This is a genomic window from Phyllobacterium sp. RCAM01083 (assembly GCF_055685835.1).
This window is the reverse complement of the sequence record NZ_JBVFZN010000005.1, coordinates 502,602-519,595: the sequence shown is the minus strand read 5'-3', so window position 1 is coordinate 519,595 and position 16,994 is coordinate 502,602. Positions and strand designations below refer to the sequence as shown.

Below are 16,994 nucleotides of genomic sequence, written 5' to 3'. Positions count from 1 at the left end.
TCATGACCTGAAGTGCCAGTCGCCAAAGGTGGCGAAGGTACGCGGCGTCGCCTCCCCCATCTCGCCGGCGGCCGAAATGGCACAGACCCCGTCCAGCTCCGGATCGGCTTGGGCGGCAATGGTGGCGCGAATGGATGTGAGCAGTTCATCTCCGGTCTGCCGGAAATAGTAACGCCGGAACACGGCAATGCTCCGCTCCACCCTGACGAGATAGGCCATGTCGTCCCGGTGCGATGCGGTGCCAAGATCGATGCCGGTTTCCTCGGCCACCTCGCGCTGGGCATTGCCGTCGAAATCCACCTGATCGCCCACCAGGTCGCCCGCATCGAACGAGCCAGCCGGGAAATACACCCGTCCCGCCGCCGATGTTGTGGCGCCCATCTGCCCGGCAATCAGCCTGTTATCCGCCGATACCATGACCCCGACGCTGAAGATGTGCCAAGGCTTTGCAGCCGTGCGGTTGCGCTTCCAGTGCATCATCGTGGCAAAGGTGGTGCGCCTGTAGGCCGCGCGGAAAATACCGGCATCGATCCCGGCCTGTTCAGCCAGGAAGAACGAGCCGTCGAACAGCGTGGGATTGGCCGCCAGTTCGCGTGTCCAGTTTGCGGCTATGTCAGTGCGATGCTGAACATCGTAGGCGAGAGGCCCCTCCTCCACGCGCACAATGGCCTGACGGATCGGGATGACGGCTGCTTCGGGAATGGTGTGCATGGTCAGATGACGTTGAACGTGACGGCAACGGGGCAGTGATCGCTTGCCTTGGGGCGGTCCCAGCCGATCCTGGGAAACAGCTCGACCTTCTGGTCCGGCGGGAAAATCGTGCGGTATGGCTGGCCGCGCCGGATGATGTCGGGCACAACCTTGCTGTTGGTCCTGGCCAATGCGGGCGACGCGAGGATGTAATCGAGCTGGCACAGGTGGCGCTCCTCCGGGCCGCGCGTATGGTACAGCGTCCAGCGATCCATCACCGGACGGCGTTCCACCAGATTTTCGCAGAACCCGCCGTCCAGCAGCACGTCGACGCTGCTCGTCGCCTCGCGCACCGGCTCAAACGTGTATCCGGCCAGCGAATCGCCGCCAATGACGATGCGTTCGCGATAATCGTTGAAATCGCCGCAGATCACCCAATGCTTGCTGGCCGAACCGCCGCTATCGGCAAACCGGTCCTCGATGATCCGCCGCACCGCCTTGGCTTCGGCCACGCGCACCGGCATGGAGGCCGTGCGCCCGTCCAGCCCGTTGCGCGGCGGCCCCATGGATTTGAAATGGCTGACAAACAGCGTCAGCGGCCGCCCGCCGATGCGCACGTCGATCTCCAGGCAGTCGCGCTTGAAAATGCGCTCATGCGGCTCAAGCCCGAGCGCCGCAATCTCGGCGTTGTACAGACCGAAATCATTGTAGGTGACGTGGGCATGGCTGGTCATTTCGATGAATTCGATCGGCTCGCCGTGCCGGGTCTGGTCACGCATCAGCACCGCCACGTCGATGCCGCGGCTGTCATTGCCTTCCAGCATGTATTTGTGCCGGTAGCCCTCGCCGACCATCTTGAAGAGATAGCCGAACTCGAAGGCATTCAGCGCACCGATATTGTCGACTTCCTGCAGGCAGAGAATATCCGCATGGGTTTCGGCGATGGCAAGCGCCGTCAACTGGCGCGTGTCGTCCGCATGGGCGATGGCCCGCGCCTGTTCCAGCTGCCGGTACTGTTCCTCGTCATTGATCTGGAACAGCTGCAGCGTCCGGTCCTTGTTCAGATTGTTCTTGAAGCCGGAGAAATCGAACCTGTTCATCAGATTTTCGACGTTGAACGTGGCGATGCGTACAGACATTCACAGACCCTGAATTATGAAACCGACAGTCGAAGCAGGACGTTGTTGTGAACCTAGCCTGATTGCCCCACGACAACCAGTGCCGAAACCGTTACCGCGGGGATTTCCGCTTGGCGGTAGCGATAGGGAATACAAAGGCCTATATTAGGGAAAACAGCATGGACACGACGATGATGAAGACCCTGATCACAGCCCTCGCCGCCTTTGGCCTTGCCCTGACCCTCGGTCTTGGCGCCGCGTCTGCACAGGTCCAGCCCTATCGTCCGGCCCCGCGCGGCAATGATCCGGTGCCACTGCAGCCGCTGATTCTCGGCACCGACAGCCCGGCCAACCTTGCCGGGCCCAACTGCACAGGCTCGGCGCGGTGCAACGATTTCCGCACCCGCCGGCCCATCATCTCGCCGACGACCCGCACCCAGGCGCAGATCTGCCAGGACCGCTATCAATCCTACCGTGCCTTCGACAATACCTACCAGCCCCTGAGCGGGCCGCGCCGCACCTGCACGCTGCAATGAAAAAAGGCCGATAGATCGCTCTATCGGCCTGATTCCCGGAAAGGTTGGAGACCTTAGTTCTTGGCCTTGTCGACCAGCTTGTTGCTGCCGATCCATGGCATCATGCCGCGCAGCTTTTCACCGACTTCTTCGATCTGGTGCTTGTCGTTGTTGCGGCGGATAGCCTTGAAGCGCGATGCGCCGGCCTTGTATTCCTGCATCCAGTCGGAGGTGAACTTGCCGGTCTGGATGTCGGTCAGGACGCGCTTCATCTCGGCCTTTGTTTCGGCAGTGATGATGCGCGGACCGGAGACATATTCGCCCCACTCGGCCGTGTTGGAGATCGAGTAGTTCATGTTGGCGATGCCGCCTTCATAGATCAGGTCGACGATCAGCTTCACTTCGTGCAGGCATTCGAAATAGGCCATTTCAGGCGCATAGCCGCCTTCAACCAGCGTTTCGAAACCGGCGCGGATCAGTTCAACGAGACCACCGCACAGAACAACCTGCTCACCGAACAGATCGGTTTCGCACTCTTCGCGGAAATTGGTTTCGATGACGCCCGAACGGCCGCCGCCGACGCCGCAGGCATAGGACAGCGCGAGGTCATGCGCATTGCCCGAGGCATCCTGATGGATGGCGATGAGGCAGGGAACGCCGCCGCCCTTCTGGTATTCGCCGCGAACCGTGTGGCCCGGGCCCTTCGGCGCGATCATGACAACGTCAACCGTCTTCTTCGGCTCGATGAGGCCGAAATGCACGTTGAGGCCGTGAGCAAAGGCGATGGCAGCGCCGTCGCGGATGTTGTCGGCGATGTGCTCCCTGTAGATGTCGGCCTGCAGTTCGTCCGGCGTCGCCATCATCATCAGGTCGGCCCATTTTGCCGCTTCGGCAACGCTGACGACCTGGAAGCCGTCGGCTTCGGCCTTCTTGGCGGTGGCAGAGCCCGGACGCAGGGCAATGCGCACGTCCTTGGCACCGGAGTCCTTCAGGTTCAGCGCATGGGCGCGGCCCTGCGAACCGTATCCGATAATGGCAACCTTCTTCGACTTGATCAGGTTGATGTCTGCATCGCGGTCATAATATACGCGCATTGATTTCTTCCCTTCAGCGTTGCGTACAGCGGCCTTAAGCGGCCCCGTTGGTATGAGCTCCGTACAGAGCGAAAAACTGCTGTGTCGCGCGCCGGGCCTCGCCGTCGATTGCCACATCAGTCAACTCGAACCGGTCGCCAAGCAGCAACCGGATTTGCACATCCCGGACGACCAGTCCGAAAAAGGTGCGAAATGCTTCTTCCGTATCGTCGAATGCCAGCAGTCCGGCTTCACGCCCGACCTCGAGCAGCGGCATCAGGCGGCGCGCCATGGCAAACGGCCCGTTCTCCAGGACGATGGCGCCGAGATCGCGCTTGTCGCTGCCCGCATGGCTGACGGCCACGCGGTTGAGCGCCACGGAAATCTTGCCGGAGAGAACGCGCAGCCAGTCCGACGCAAAGCGTTCCAGCCCGCTTGTCAGCGACGGCAGATCAAGTCCGTCGCGCCTGACCGTGACGCCGCGCACCTTCGACGCCTGCCACTGGACCGTCGCGGTCAGGAGCCCGTCCCGGTCGCCAAACCATTTGTAGAGGGTTTCCTTGGAACAGCTGGCGCGGCGCGCCACGCTGGTCATCGTCAGCGCGTCCCCCGCTTCCACCAGCAGGCCGAGCGCCGCATCGAGAACGTCGCGCTGACGCTCTGTCAATGGGCTGTCACTGGCTTCCGCAGCAGATTGCACGAGGCTTCTTCCATTCGCTTTCACGGCTTCATATGCCGTACCGTACGTTACGGTTCGGTTCTAGTGCGGTGAAAATCATTTGGCAAGTGGGCTTGAAAAAGAATCCTAAATCCAGGCTTTTTCCCGCAAACCGATTGGCCGGAACGGGTCGATCAGGGTACCCGATACCATGGATGCCAGAAGCTGCGGCGCCGGCGGAATACGCGCCACGGTTGGAACCACCCAGTCGCGTGCAAAGGGCAGCAGGGTCGAATCCGACTGGTAGAACGGGGTGAAAGCCCGCGACAGGGCCTGGAAGCCGCGCACATGCGTCCGGCGGGAGGCGGCATAGGCGGACAGCGCCGCATCGAGCTCCGTGGAGGTGGCAAGGGCATGGGCAAGCGCCCGCGCATCCAGCAGCGCCATGTTGGCGCCCTGCCCCAGCTGCGGGCTGGTCGAATGGGCCGCATCGCCGATGACGGCGAGATGACGCCCGGCGGGCATGGCCAGCGTGTGGTGGCCATAACGCGCCAGCGTCATATCGTCAAAACCGCCGATCTGATCGGTATAGGCCGAGCATTCCGGCCAGAGCGACAGCACCCGGTCCTTCCAGCTTTCGATCCCCGCAGCGCGCAGAGCCTCCGCTTCATCCGGCTTTGTGCTCCAGAAGAATGCCGCCATGTCATCGCCAGCCACATCGGTCCTGCCAATCGGCAGAACGCCGATCATCACGCCGGCCTTGCGATAGCGCTGCAGCAGCGAGCGCGTGTCAAACCCCTCCCCGCGCCATTTCAGCGATGTCCAGAAGGCGCCGTACGTCAGGGGCTCCGGTTCGCAGGGATGGATGGCAAACTGCTTGAGCCGCGAGCGCGAGCCGCTGGCATCGACGACCAGATCGAAGGTGCCGATGCTGCGGCCGGTACTGGTCATCAGCCATGCCCGGCCGTTGCCCGTGTCCAGCGTGACGACGTCGACATTGGTCTTGATATCGATACGCGCCTGCTGCACCGCCTGATACAGCACATCGAACAGGGCGGCGCGATGCACGGCAATGCCGTAGCGTCCGCTTTTCAGCGCAGCATACCGGACATCCAGCACCGCCCGTCCGGACAGGGCATCTGCGCCGTAGAGCCGGTCGATGCGGTTGCCGAGCCCGGAAATGCTGTCGAACAGCCCGAGATCGCTGAGCACCGTCAGGCCGGTGGGTTGCAGGATGAGGCCGGAGCCGAGGGGCGAAGGGGCGGCAAACCGTTCGAGCAGTTTGACATCATGCCCGGCGCGATGAAGATAGAGCGCGGCGGCAAGGCCCGCCGGGCCCGCACCCACAATGGCAATCCGCTGTTTTTTCAATCTGACCCTGCCCGTTTGCTGCTACGGGCATACAGACGCGATGCGAGTCTTTCAACCCGATATCGCGTCTCGCCGGTTCAGATATTCACCTGTGTGCCGATTTCGACGACGCGGCCGGTCGGAATCTGGAAATACTCCGTGGCATCGCTGGCGGTGCGCGCCAGCGCGATGAACAGGCGATCCTGCCAATGCGGCATTTCCGAACGGGCCGATGCCTTCAGCGAGCGGCGCGACAGGAAGAAGGACGTGGTCATGATGTCGAACTTCCAGCCCTGCTTGCGGCAGATCGCCAGCGTGCGCGGAATGTTCGGGCGCTCCATATAGCCGAAGGTCAGCGTGACGCGCATGAACAGATCGTTGATCGGCTCGATCTTGACCCGTTCGCTCTTCTTGACCAGCGGCGACGGCGCGGTGATGACCGTCAGGATCACATTGTTCTGGTGCAGCACCTTGTAATGTTTCAGGCTGTGCATCAGGGCTGTCGGGGTGCTCTTGGGATCGCCCGTCAGGAACACGGCGGTTCCCGGCACCAGCGGCGGCGGGTTCTGCGCCATCTTCTTCGAGATCAGATCGAGCGGCACCTCGCCCTTGCGGGTCTTTTCGAACAGCTGACGGCTGCCGCGGACCCAGGTGAACATCACCAGGATGATGAGGAATGCCACCACGAGGGAAGCCCAGCCGCCATCGACAACCTTGATCAGGTTGGCGCTGACGAATGTCAGATCAACGATGATGAAGCCGACGGTCAGGCTGACGGCCACCCAGAGGCGCCACTTCCAGATGCGGCTCATGACGATGAACAGCAGGATCGTCGTCACCAGCATGTTGCCGGTCACGGCAATGCCGTAGGCCGAGGCCAGGTTGGTCGAGCGCTCGAAGCCAAGGACGAGCAGGACAACCACGAGGCCGAGCAGCATGTTGACCCGCGGCAGGTAAACCTGGCCGGACTGCTTCTCGGAGGTGTGTTCGATGTTGAGGCGCGGCAGAAGATTGAGCTGCACCGCCTGGCGCGACAGCGAATAGGCGCCCGAGATAACCGCCTGACTGGCGATGACGGTGGCGGCCGTGGCCAGAAGCACCATCGGCAGCAATGCCCAATGCGGGAACATCTCGAAGAACGGGTTTTTGGCCGACTCGCCATGCGCCAGGATGAAGGCGCCCTGACCGAAATAGTTCAGGAGCAGACAGGGGAAGACGACCCAGACCCAGGCCGTGGCAATCGGCTTGCGGCCGAAATGGCCGAGATCCGCATAGAGCGCTTCCGCACCGGTCACCGCCAGGAACACCGTGCCGATGGTCGGGAACGCCGTTGCCGGGTTCTCGAGGATATAATCCACCGCATAATACGGGTTGGCGGCGGCAAAAATGCTGATGTCGTCGAACAGGTGCCATGCGCCGAAAAAGCCGATGGCCAGAAACCACAACAGGGTGATCGGACCGAAAATCGTGGCAACGCGCGCCGTCCCGAAACGCTGGACGGAAAACAGCGTCAGCAGGATGACCAGCGTGATGGGCACCACGAAGGGCTCCAGCGACGGAGTGACGATCTCCAGACCTTCGACCGCCGACAGCACCGAAATGGCCGGGGTGATCACCGCATCGCCGTAAAACAGCGACGCACCGACAATGCCGAGACCGAGAATGAGCTGTGGCCGGGATTTGAAACTCGACCGCGCCAGCGCCATCAGCGACAGGATACCGCCCTCGCCGTCATTGTCGGCGCGCAGCACGAAAAAAACATATTTGATGGTGACGATCAGGGTCAGCGCCCAGAAGATCATGGAGACAACACCGAGAATATCGGTCCGGCTGAGGACTCCATCGAGCGATGCGGCATGAAGCGCTTCGCGGAAGGCGTAGATCGGGCTTGTCCCGATGTCGCCATAGACAACGCCGAGGGCGCCTAGCACAAGAACCGGAAATGCTTCTTTGTGATGCGGTTCCGGTTCATAGGCGGCGGTACCGTTTAAACAGTTCTCGTCGCCAACTTGCTGGTCACTCATACAGGTTTTCCCTCGCTCCGACAGCGTGGGCGGACGAGTTAGTCGTGTTGCACCGCAATATCAATCGCCATTTTAACATAGCTGTCATCCCACGTTATGCAAAAACGCATGGCAACGCAAATCCTGCACGCGAATCAACGTACTAGACTTGAAGCGCATTCATGAATCTTTCCACAGCCCGCGACATACCGTGCGTCAAAGCATCGGCTGTCAGCCCGTGACCAATGGAAACCTCCACCAGATTTGGCACTCTTTTGACCAGAGCAGGCAGATTGGCGACCGTCAGATCATGCCCGGCATTGACGGCAACGCCCGCCTTCGCCGCCGCTTCCGCAGTCTTCGCCAGCCTGTCCAGCTCCAGCGCCTCGCGGCGCGGATCGTCATGCGCACCGCCATAGGGGCCGGTATAGAGTTCGACGCGATCCGCCCCGAGCGCCTTGGCGAGCGCCGGTGCAGCCGGGTCGGCATCGATGAACAGGGATACCCGCGCCGACCGGTGTTTCAACTGCCGGATGATCGGCGCCAGGAAATCGCCGTCCTTCGTCAGGTCCCAGCCGTGATCGGAGGTGGCCTGCGCCGGATCGTCCGGCACCAGCGTGACCTGCTCGGGCTCGTTCTTGGCGACAAGATCGAGGAATTGCGCCGTCGGATACCCTTCGATGTTGAATTCGGCCTGCGGAAACTCGTCATCGATCAGGGCGCGGATCTCCGGCAGGTCGGAGAAGCGGATATGCCGCTCGTCCGGACGCGGATGCACGGTCAGGCCCGCAGCACCGCCGGCCAAGGCCACGCGGCCAAGCCCGATCACACTGGGCCAGGGCAGGTCGCGGCGATTGCGCAACATGGCGATTGCATTGAGGTTCACGGAAAGGGAAGCTGTCATGCTGAAGTCCAATGTTTTTTCTTGTCCTGATCTTTACAGCAGAAAACGAACATTAAACATTGGAATCTGGCCCGACCCGAAAGATGTTCGCAGGCCGGCCCCTCGCCTCGCAAGTTCTTGCCCGCAAAGAGTACGGTTTGATGAGCCCATCCGATTTTTCCTCGCCGGTTTTTGCCCAATGGCGCGCGCATGCCGCATCCGACTGGTCTGCCTATGTCGACCACGCCTTTGTGCGCGGCCTCGGCGACGGCTCCCTGCCCGAAACGGCTTTTCTGCACTATCTCGTCCAGGATTACATCTTTCTGTTCCACTTCTCGCGGGCCTGGGGCATGGCTGTCCTGAAGGCGGAAAGCCATGAGGAACTGGAGCTGGCATCGGCAACGGTCCATGCACTGGTCAACCATGAAATGCCGCTGCATATCGAGATATGCGCGAAGGCCGGGATTCCGCGCGAGACGCTGCTGCAGACCGACGAGGAACCGGAGAACCTCTCCTATACCCGCTACGTCATCGATGCCGGGTTGTCGGGTGACTTCCTTGATCTCATCGCGGCTCTTGCGCCCTGCGTCATGGGTTATGGCGAAATCGGCGCGCGTCTTGCAGCCACCCCATCGGCAGGCAATCCCTATCAACCGTGGATTGATACCTATGCGGGCAAGGACTATCAGGAGGCCTGCCATGCGGTCGGACGGCTCATCAAAAGCAGTGTCCATGCCCGGCTCGGCCCGTCACCGCAAACGTCCGGGCGCTGGAAGACGCTCAACCGCCGTTTCCGTGTGGCGACCCGGCTGGAGGCCGGATTCTGGTCGATGGGAATGCGAGGAGCGGCCCTTGCTCAATAAACCGGGGCAAGCGCATGATCGGCCCATTCCTCGCGGGGAATGGGCTTGCCTACTGTGAATTCAAAGGATTGAACCTGCTGCGTCTCCGGCGATATTCCGCAGTTGAACGCCAGGTTGTACCAGTTTCCACCACTGCGCATGGCTGCACCCGTGGCGGTTATGACACCGGATTTGACCTTCGTAGCGGCCATGGCATAGGCGATGACCCGATCCGGCTTGAAGCTTTTGTCCCATTTCGCCACTTGCGCCATGGCTTCCAGATTGCAGATCTGTTCAAGCCTCGTGCCAAGTTCCAGCGTTGGCAGCGCTTCGCGCGTCTGCCGGCTGCGTGGATCGGCCAGCACAACCGCCGACAGCATGGTCGTCGCTTTGTGCATGGCCGGCTGCTCCATTGCAGCGGAGGCCGCTTCCTGCCTTGGCGCCGGCAGAGCATCGGGAAGCGGCGCGGATACAGGAGGGAGAACAGGCAGATCGGCGGGTTTTGTTTCCGGAGCCGCCGCCGGTACGATCTGAAGATCGATGGTCTCTTCCAAGGGCGCATTGAAGCGAAATGGCCTCGCCAAGGCGATGAGAGCCAGTACAAGCAAAAGGTGCAGCACAGCAGAGACAATGGCGCCGCTGGTGCTTGCCTCCCTCAATGGGGCATTCGCAAAGGTTTCGCCTGCCACCAAGCTCACCGAACTCACTCTCCCGGCCGACTGTTCACATCACACAGAACAAAGACACGCTCTTCAAGTGAACGCAACGCGCGATTGGAGTCAGGGTTGATGCCGCAGCAGGGAGGATGTGCCTGCGGCGAAACCCATTTTCTCGTAGAAAGGGATGAGGCGATCCGGGCAGTAAAGCTCGAAGCTTGCCATGGACTGGAGCTTCTCATGGCCTTTGATGCGCTCCATGATCTTTTGCCCCAATCCTGTCCCGCGGAATTTTTCATCAACAATCACGTCGAAGATCATGGCCTTGTAGACATAGTCGGTCAGAACGCGGGCAAAACCCACCAGCTTGCCCTCGGCGCAGCAACCGATGACAATGTCGCAGTGATCCAGCATGCGCACGACATCGTCGAACTGCCGGTTCTTGGTCCACCATTCATTCCGGTAGAGTGCGTGAAGCTCCTGCCGGTGGGGGCCTTCTATCCGGTCGATCCACTGCAAATCCATATTCGCCCCTCCCGGCAGACAAGACCTTAGCGCACCACCGTCAGCCGTTCGGCCGCGCGGGTGATGGCCGTGTAGAGCCAGCGGTCGCGCGTATCGCGGAAAGCAAAGCTCTCGTCGAACAACACGACTTCATTCCACTGCGAGCCCTGCGCCTTGTGGGTCGTCAGCGCGTAGCCATAGTCGAAATCGTCGTAGCGCTTCTTGGTCTGCCACGGAATTTCCGTATCGGGATCCTCGAACTGCGCCTTGAGCAGCTTGATCTTGGCAACGCCCCTGCCCGGTTCTTCATCTTCCGGCGCCACCAGCAGGTTGATGCCGGGTTTGACCGTCTCCCGCGAGGAGGTCATGACCTTCCACAGCGAGCCGTTGAGCAGCCCCTTGGCCGGATCGTTGCGCAGACACACCAGCTTGTCGCCCGCCTGCGGAAAGGAAGCGGAAAAACCTTTGAGCTCGCGCAGGCGCTGATTGTAGCGGCGGCGGGTGCGGTTCGTACCCACCAGCACCTGATCGGCGCCGAGCACCAGATCCTGTGTCACCTCGTTCTTGGAGATGACCTTGGCAGCACCGAAATCGCCATAGCCGAATTCACGTCCCTCGCGCACGTCGAGCGCCAGGCGCAGGATCGGGTTGTCGCGCGCCTGCCGGTGGATTTCGCTGAGCAGGAAATCCGGCTCGTGTTCGGTGAAGAAGCCGCCGCCGGATATGGGCGGCAGCTGGCCGGGGTCGCCCAGCACCAGAATGGGCGTGCCGAAGCTCATGAGATCGCGGCCGAGCTGTTCGTCCACCATCGAGCACTCGTCGACGACGATCAGCTTGGCCTTGGCAACCGGGCTTTGCCGGTTGAGCGAGAAAGTCGGGGCGATGCTGGTCTTGCCGGTGGTTTCATCCTCGACAGCCTCTTCGCCGCGCGGGCGATAGATCAGCGAATGCAGCGTCCGCGCATTGGCAGCGCCCTTCGAGCGCAGGACCTGCGCGGCCTTGCCGGTGAAAGCGGCGAACTGCACGTCCCCGTCGATATGCTCGGCGAAATAGCGGGCCAGCGTCGTCTTGCCGGTACCGGCATAGCCGAAAAGCCGAAAAAGCGGGCTGCGCCCGTCTTTCAGCCATTTGGAAACGGCGCTGAGCGCCTCATCCTGTTGTGGTGATAATTGCATGGCCCTGACTGACAGGATTCGCCCGCAAAGGGCAAGGAAAATGGGTGAATGCAGTCTTATACTATAGATTATCCGGGTTTCCCGGCCGGATTTTACCCGCGCCGGAATAGCCGGTTTCCGTGTCGGTCATGCGGAATTCGTCGCCCTTCACCTGCAGACGCCAGCAGACCTTCTGCTCCTCGCCCTCGTAGAGCAGGCAGAGCGTGTCGTTCTCCAGCGTCCACTCGCCCGCATAGGCCATGCCGTTGGTCAGCACCTTGTCCGGCTTGCAGCATTCGATCAGCTTGCCGCGCGATTTGCCGTCTGTACCCAGAAACTCGGTGAAGTTGAACGGCGGCTGCGCCTTGACTTCGCCGGTGATGGTCGCGCCGGTCAAGAGCTTACGCAGGTCCTGTTCGGTGGTTGCGGGCCAGGGCGCGTCCTGCGCCCGGACAGGCGCGGAAAAACTGGCCGCTGCCACAAGCATCCATGCAATCGCTGCGCGGCGGACCGTCAAAGCTCCATGCATCTCAAGACCTTTCCGGATCATTTTCCAGCCTGATCGGCTGACCGTGCGGGGTTGCGTGGGCCGCACGTTGCCATGAAGCGGCGAGATCATCAACATCCGTCGACTTTGCCACGTTCTTGGCCGCAACGAGGGATTCCAGTGCCGCGACCCAGCGATGGTAGTAATCACTGCCATCCTCCAGCGCACCGGGCCGTTTCAGTTCGGTGGAGAGCGCCTGTGCCCACTCATCCCAGCCGAACAGTCCCCGGCTGTGCAGGGCCAGCACCATGGCGAAGGCTTCCGCCTGCCACGGCTCGGCAAAAACCGGCGCATCGATCCCATCGCCCAGCCCTTGCGAATGCGCGATCAGCTCACGCAGGCTCAAGATAGCTCTCCCAGGCGTCGATGCTGACAGTCAGGGTCGGATCGGCGCCCTCGCCCCAGATCTCCGCCGCCGTGAACACGACAGTGTAGACATATTGCGGGTGCTCGCCTTGCCCATGCGCATTGGTGTCCGGGAAGACGAAGCCCTCGCGCACGGCTTCCACCATGCCGGTTTTCCCGCGGGCGTAGCGCGGCAGCCGCGTATGTGTCTGCGGGTTGAAATTGCGGGTTCTGACGCGGTTCCCCGCCTGGAAACGCGGCGCCTGTCCGACCGGACGGTCGCAGGGACCGCCCTTCGCCAGAACGGCGGCAACGTTCTCCGCTCGCAGGACGCGCTTGGGCTCAGCTCCCTTTCCAAGGGAGTGCCCCTGCACCAACTCCGCATCGGTCACGAATCCATGGCGCTTCAGCAGCACTTCCAGCGCCTTGGTCCAGATTGCGTAATAGCTGGAGGAATAGTAGTCGGCGGGATGCAGGCTTTCGCGCGCATGGCGGCTTTCGTCGATGTTCCAGTGCCCCATGGCTCCGGCGGCGAGCGTCAGACCCAGCGCCCGCTTTTCCCACGCCGCATGGAAATAGGGCTCGTCCTTCTCCGGATTGACCGGGCCGAAGCCCATCTGCCCGCCAAGATCCTGCGGCCCGTTCATGCCACCTCCGGCACACGGGCGAGCCCCGTGCCAATCATCGAATCGCGCGTCACCAGCGCGGCAAGCTGTTCCTCGCTCCAGCCATCAGTGCCTTCCGGGCGCAGCGGGATGATCAGATAGCGCAGTTCCGCGGTCGAATCCCACACACGGATGCTGGTGGTATCGGGTAGAACCAGATCAAACTCCGCCAGCACACCGCGCGGATCGATGACGGCACGCGAGCGGTAAGGCGGCGACTTGTACCAGACGGGCGGCAAGCCGAGCACCGACCATGGGTAGCAGGAACACAGCGTGCACACGACGAGATTGTGGGTTTCCGGCGTATTGAACACCGCCTGCATGTGCTCGCCCTGCCGGCCGGTATAGCTCAGCGACGCGATGGCTGCGGTTGCATCGCGTCTCAACCAGGCATTGAATTCCGGATCGACCCACGCCTTGGCCACAACCTTCGCACCATTGCGGGGGCCGACTTTGGTCTCATAGGTCTCGACAATGGCATGGATCGCCTCGGGATCGACAAGACCTTTTTCAGTCAGGATCGTTTCGAGTGCCCGCACCCGTGCGGCCATGGGATCGAGTTCATTGTCGTGGTGGTGATCGTGATCATGGGACATGGTGGAAACTTATGCGCCTCCCGCATTTCGTGCAAGATCAGCGCAGCATCGGCCAGAGACTGGCGACAAGCAAGGCCGCCATGCTGATATTGAACCATTTCAACCGCGCCGGATCCGACAGCCAGCCGCGCATGAACTGGCCGAAGGCCGCCCAGCTCGATACCGAGGGCACATTGACCAGGGCGAAGGCGATGCCGACAATCAGCACTGTGACGAGATAGGCCTGCGGCGCGGTATAGGTAGCCATCGCCGTCACCGCCATCACCCAGGCCTTGGGGTTGACCCACTGGAAGGCTGCAGCCTCAAGGAACGTCATGGGACGGGCATTGCCATCGACAGTTCCGAGCGAGCGTGACGTCGCGATCTTGTAGGCGAGATAGACCAGATAGGCGCCGCCGGCGAATTTGAGGATCGTGTAGACCAGCGGAATGGTCTGGATCAGGGCGCCCAGGCCAAGACCGACGCCGATCAGCAGCGAAAAGAAGCCGCTGCCGATGCCCAGCATATGCGGAATGGTGCGTCGGAAGCCGAAATTCACCCCGGACGCGAGCAGCATCAGATTGTTGGGTCCCGGCGTGATCGACGTGACGAAGGCAAAAACGAGGAGCGTGAAAAAGATTTCGAGCGACATGACAAACCGGATCTGATGCGTGGGGAAGATTTAAGCTTCGGGTTCATGCCGCTCAATCGCAATCTTGTCAGGGATACAATTGCGTATCCCTGAGTCCGATTGCCGCTGAAGCCTACATGCCCTGCGGGCCGCGGTTCATGGCGGCGACACCGGTCCGGCAGATCTCGACGAGGCCGAGCGGCTTCATGATGGCGATGAACTGGTCGAGCTTCGACCCCTTGCCGGTGATTTCAAAGATGAAATGTTCCGTCGTGGCATCCGCCACCTTGGCGTGGAACGCATCGGCAAGACGCAGCGCTTCGTTGCGGTTCTCGCCGAGCCCCGCCACCTTGACCAGCGCCAGCTCGCGCTGGATCGGCTTTTCATTGCCGAGTTCGTCGGCGCGCACCGACAGATCGACCACGCGGTGCACCGGCACGATGCGTTCGAGCTGGTGACGGATCTGGTCGAGCACATGCGGGGTGCCGCGCGTCACGATGGTGATGCGCGACAGGTGCTGCTCGTGCTCGGTTTCCGAGACGGTCAGGCTTTCAATGTTGTAGCCGCGGCCGGAAAACAGGCCGATCACCCGGGCAAGGACGCCGGGTTCGTTGTCAACGAGAACCGATAGCACCGTGGTGATCGGTAGCTCCGTCTCCTTGGCAATGAAATATGCCGAGCCGGAGGCTAGATTTTGAGCGTTCATTACAGTGTTTCCTCTCCGGTTTCTTAAACGAGCTGCCGTCCCTTGGCATCGATGGCATTGGCAACGGCTTCATCCGTCGCTTCGTCAGGCAGGAGCATTTCATTATGCGCCTTCCCTGACGGAATCATCGGGAAGCAGTTTGCCAGATTGGCCACGCGGCAATCGAACAGAACCGGTTTCTTCACGTCGATCATTTCCTGAATGGCATCGTCGAGATCGCCCGGCTTTTCACAGCGGATGCCATGGCCGCCATAGGCTTCCGCCAGCTTGACGAAATCGGGCAAGGCCTCCGTATAGGAGTGCGATAGGCGGTTGCCATGCAGCAATTGCTGCCACTGGCGCACCATGCCCATATACTGGTTGTTCAGGATGAAGATCTTGATCGGCGCTTCGTACTGCACCGCCGCGCTCATTTCCTGCATGGTCATCTGCACCGAGGCATCGCCGGCAATGTCGATGACCAGCGAATTGGGATGGGCAATCTGCACGCCCAATGCCGCCGGCAGGCCGTAACCCATGGTGCCGAGGCCGCCGGAGGTCATCCAGCGGTTGGGTTTTTCAAAACCATAGAACTGTGCCGCCCACATCTGATGCTGGCCGACTTCCGTCGTGATGAAGGTGTCGCGATCCTTGGTCAGCGCATAGAGCCGCTCCAAGGCATATTGCGGCATGATCACGTCCTTGTTGCGTGTATAGGACAGGGACTTGCGCGACCGCCATTTGTCGATCTGCGCCCACCATTCGCCGATCGCCTTCTTTTCAGGTTTTTCGGACGAAGCGCGCCACAGCCGGACCATGTCTTCCAGAACCCGGCCGACGTCGCCAACCACGGGAATGTCGACGCGAACCGCCTTGTTGATCGATGACGGGTCGATATCGATGTGGATTTTCTTCGAGTTGGGCGAGAAGCCATTGAGGCGCCCGGTGATGCGGTCGTCGAAGCGCGCACCGATGCAGACCATGACGTCGCAATCATGCATCGTCATGTTGGCCTCGTAGGTGCCGTGCATGCCCAGCATGCCCAGCCAGTTCTTGCCCGATGCCGGATAGGCGCCGAGGCCCATCAGGGTCGAGGTGATCGGGAAATTGGTCAGCTCCACCAGTTCGCGCAGCAGATGGCTGGCCTGCGGGCCGGAGTTGATGACACCGCCGCCGGAATAGATGACCGGACGCTTGGCCGTCGCCATCAGGGCAACAGCCTGCTTGATCGCCTCGATATCGCCCTCGACCTTCGGCCGGTAGCTGGTGCGCGGCGCGGTTTCCGGCGGCGTATAGAAGCCGGTGGCGAACTGCACGTCCTTCGGCACGTCGACGAGAACCGGACCCGGACGGCCGGTACGCGCCACGTGGAAGGCTTCGTGCAGGATGCGCGCGAGATCGTTGACGTCCTTCACCAGCCAGTTGTGCTTGGTGCAGGGACGCGTGATACCGATCGTATCGCATTCCTGAAACGCATCCGAGCCGATGAGCGTGGTCGGAACCTGGCCGCTGATGCAGACCAGCGGGATGGAGTCCATCAAGGCATCCTGCAGCGGCGTCACCGCATTGGTCGCACCGGGGCCGGATGTGACCAGCATCACGCCGACCTTGCCGGTGGAACGGGCATAGCCCTCCGCCGCGTGACCGGCGCCCTGCTCATGGCGAACCAGCACGTGATTGATCTTGTCCTGCTGATGCAGCTCGTCATAAATGGGAAGGACCGCACCACCCGGATATCCGAAAATGTCCGTCACGCCCTGATCGATGAGTGCCTGAATGACCATTTCGGCACCGGTCATCTCCCGTCGTTGCGATGTGTGGTTGTCACTATCCTGCTTGTCTGCGGTCATCGATCTCTTCCCGTGTATTCTGCGGCTCTCGGCCTTCCAGAAGGTGTTTTCGTTTAGCGTAAGGTTTGGAAATAAAAAAGGCCCCCGAAGGAGCCTGTGTTTCGCGCATGGGAGCTTCCGCCGGGTGCTTACAACACCCTGCCCATGCGCGGTCCCACGACGATAAGAACTGTTTTCATGGTCGCGGACGATAATTAAGCAAATTCTATCCGTCAACGGCAAAATTCAGGAAATTGAAATGTTCGCAAAC

General features: G+C 61.3%; 19 protein-coding genes. 2 read left to right on the top strand and 17 right to left on the bottom strand.

The genetic code is table 11. From position 1 onward, the window contains the following. Complete coding sequence (locus tag ACZ25R_RS09180) at positions 1–711, bottom strand: NUDIX hydrolase (RefSeq protein WP_472460782.1); 711 nt, start codon at positions 709–711, stop codon at positions 1–3. 2 nt (positions 712–713) lie between these two features. Further along, on the bottom strand, positions 714–1,829 hold the full coding sequence (locus ACZ25R_RS09175; protein WP_346306239.1) for an endonuclease/exonuclease/phosphatase family protein: 1,116 nt from the start codon (positions 1,827–1,829) through the stop codon (positions 714–716). Positions 1,830–1,987: 158 nt separating this feature from the next. On the opposite strand from ACZ25R_RS09175, the gene ACZ25R_RS09170 reads away from it, so the two are divergent. After that, positions 1,988–2,344, top strand: coding sequence for a BA14K family protein (locus ACZ25R_RS09170; RefSeq protein WP_472460781.1), 357 nt, complete (start codon positions 1,988–1,990; stop codon positions 2,342–2,344). Positions 2,345–2,397: 53 nt separating this feature from the next. Here ACZ25R_RS09170 and ilvC read toward each other — a convergent pair whose 3' ends face one another. The 5 genes from ilvC to ACZ25R_RS09145 form a co-directional block, all read right to left on the bottom strand. After that, entirely contained in the window at positions 2,398–3,417 is a 1,020-nt protein-coding gene (gene ilvC, locus ACZ25R_RS09165) for a ketol-acid reductoisomerase (protein WP_472460780.1), read from the bottom strand. Between the two features lie 34 nt (positions 3,418–3,451). Then, positions 3,452–4,096: a TetR/AcrR family transcriptional regulator gene (locus ACZ25R_RS09160; protein WP_472460779.1), complete on the bottom strand. Its 645-nt coding sequence runs from the start codon at positions 4,094–4,096 to the stop codon at positions 3,452–3,454. Between the two features lie 105 nt (positions 4,097–4,201). Next, on the bottom strand, positions 4,202–5,425 hold the full coding sequence (locus ACZ25R_RS09155; RefSeq protein ID WP_472460778.1) for an FAD-dependent oxidoreductase: 1,224 nt from the start codon (positions 5,423–5,425) through the stop codon (positions 4,202–4,204). A gap of 77 nt (positions 5,426–5,502) precedes the next feature. Continuing rightward, a complete protein-coding gene (locus tag ACZ25R_RS09150) occupies positions 5,503–7,428 on the bottom strand; it encodes a potassium transporter Kup (RefSeq protein ID WP_464661197.1) in 1,926 nt (641 codons plus the stop codon). 142 nt (positions 7,429–7,570) lie between these two features. After that, on the bottom strand, positions 7,571–8,311 hold the full coding sequence (locus tag ACZ25R_RS09145; RefSeq protein WP_223612783.1) for a pyridoxine 5'-phosphate synthase: 741 nt from the start codon (positions 8,309–8,311) through the stop codon (positions 7,571–7,573). Positions 8,312–8,451: 140 nt separating this feature from the next. Here ACZ25R_RS09145 and ACZ25R_RS09140 point away from each other — a divergent pair, with 140 nt between their 5' ends. Continuing rightward, positions 8,452–9,153 (top strand): TenA family protein, encoded by a 702-nt coding sequence (locus ACZ25R_RS09140; RefSeq protein WP_472460777.1) that lies wholly within the window; start codon positions 8,452–8,454, stop codon positions 9,151–9,153. Here the strand turns inward: ACZ25R_RS09140 and ACZ25R_RS09135 are convergent. The 10 genes from ACZ25R_RS09135 to ACZ25R_RS09090 form a co-directional block, all read right to left on the bottom strand. Continuing rightward, positions 9,147–9,830, bottom strand: a complete 684-nt coding sequence (locus ACZ25R_RS09135; RefSeq protein ID WP_472460776.1) for a DUF930 domain-containing protein — start codon at positions 9,828–9,830, stop codon at positions 9,147–9,149. The two genes, ACZ25R_RS09140 and ACZ25R_RS09135, sit on opposite strands and share 7 nt — an antisense overlap. An 81-nt stretch (positions 9,831–9,911) precedes the next feature. Then, a complete protein-coding gene (locus ACZ25R_RS09130) occupies positions 9,912–10,313 on the bottom strand; it encodes a GNAT family N-acetyltransferase (protein ID WP_346306961.1) in 402 nt (133 codons plus the stop codon). Between the two features lie 26 nt (positions 10,314–10,339). Continuing rightward, complete coding sequence (locus tag ACZ25R_RS09125) at positions 10,340–11,467, bottom strand: ATP-dependent DNA helicase (protein ID WP_403176746.1); 1,128 nt, start codon at positions 11,465–11,467, stop codon at positions 10,340–10,342. A 61-nt stretch (positions 11,468–11,528) separates the two neighbouring features. Then, positions 11,529–11,996, bottom strand: a complete 468-nt coding sequence (locus ACZ25R_RS09120; protein WP_472460775.1) for a hypothetical protein — start codon at positions 11,994–11,996, stop codon at positions 11,529–11,531. Further along, a complete protein-coding gene (locus tag ACZ25R_RS09115) occupies positions 11,977–12,339 on the bottom strand; it encodes a nitrile hydratase accessory protein (RefSeq protein ID WP_463012129.1) in 363 nt (120 codons plus the stop codon). Before ACZ25R_RS09115 ends, ACZ25R_RS09120 begins: the two co-directional genes overlap by 20 nt. Beyond that, positions 12,326–12,985, bottom strand: a complete 660-nt coding sequence (nthB, locus tag ACZ25R_RS09110; RefSeq protein WP_472460774.1) for a nitrile hydratase subunit beta — start codon at positions 12,983–12,985, stop codon at positions 12,326–12,328. Before nthB ends, ACZ25R_RS09115 begins: the two co-directional genes overlap by 14 nt. Further along, on the bottom strand, positions 12,982–13,599 hold the full coding sequence (nthA, locus tag ACZ25R_RS09105) for a nitrile hydratase subunit alpha (RefSeq protein ID WP_472460773.1): 618 nt from the start codon (positions 13,597–13,599) through the stop codon (positions 12,982–12,984). Before nthA ends, nthB begins: the two co-directional genes overlap by 4 nt. Before the next feature lie 37 nt (positions 13,600–13,636). Next, the gene (locus ACZ25R_RS09100; protein ID WP_346306955.1) at positions 13,637–14,230 is read right to left on the bottom strand and encodes a LysE family translocator; all 594 of its coding nucleotides are present in this window, start codon (positions 14,228–14,230) and stop codon (positions 13,637–13,639) included. Positions 14,231–14,342: 112 nt separating this feature from the next. Beyond that, the gene (gene ilvN / locus ACZ25R_RS09095; RefSeq protein ID WP_346306954.1) at positions 14,343–14,915 is read right to left on the bottom strand and encodes an acetolactate synthase small subunit; all 573 of its coding nucleotides are present in this window, start codon (positions 14,913–14,915) and stop codon (positions 14,343–14,345) included. A gap of 23 nt (positions 14,916–14,938) precedes the next feature. Continuing rightward, positions 14,939–16,744 (bottom strand): acetolactate synthase 3 large subunit, encoded by a 1,806-nt coding sequence (locus ACZ25R_RS09090; protein ID WP_463012125.1) that lies wholly within the window; start codon positions 16,742–16,744, stop codon positions 14,939–14,941. Between the last annotated feature and the right edge of the window lie 250 nt (positions 16,745–16,994).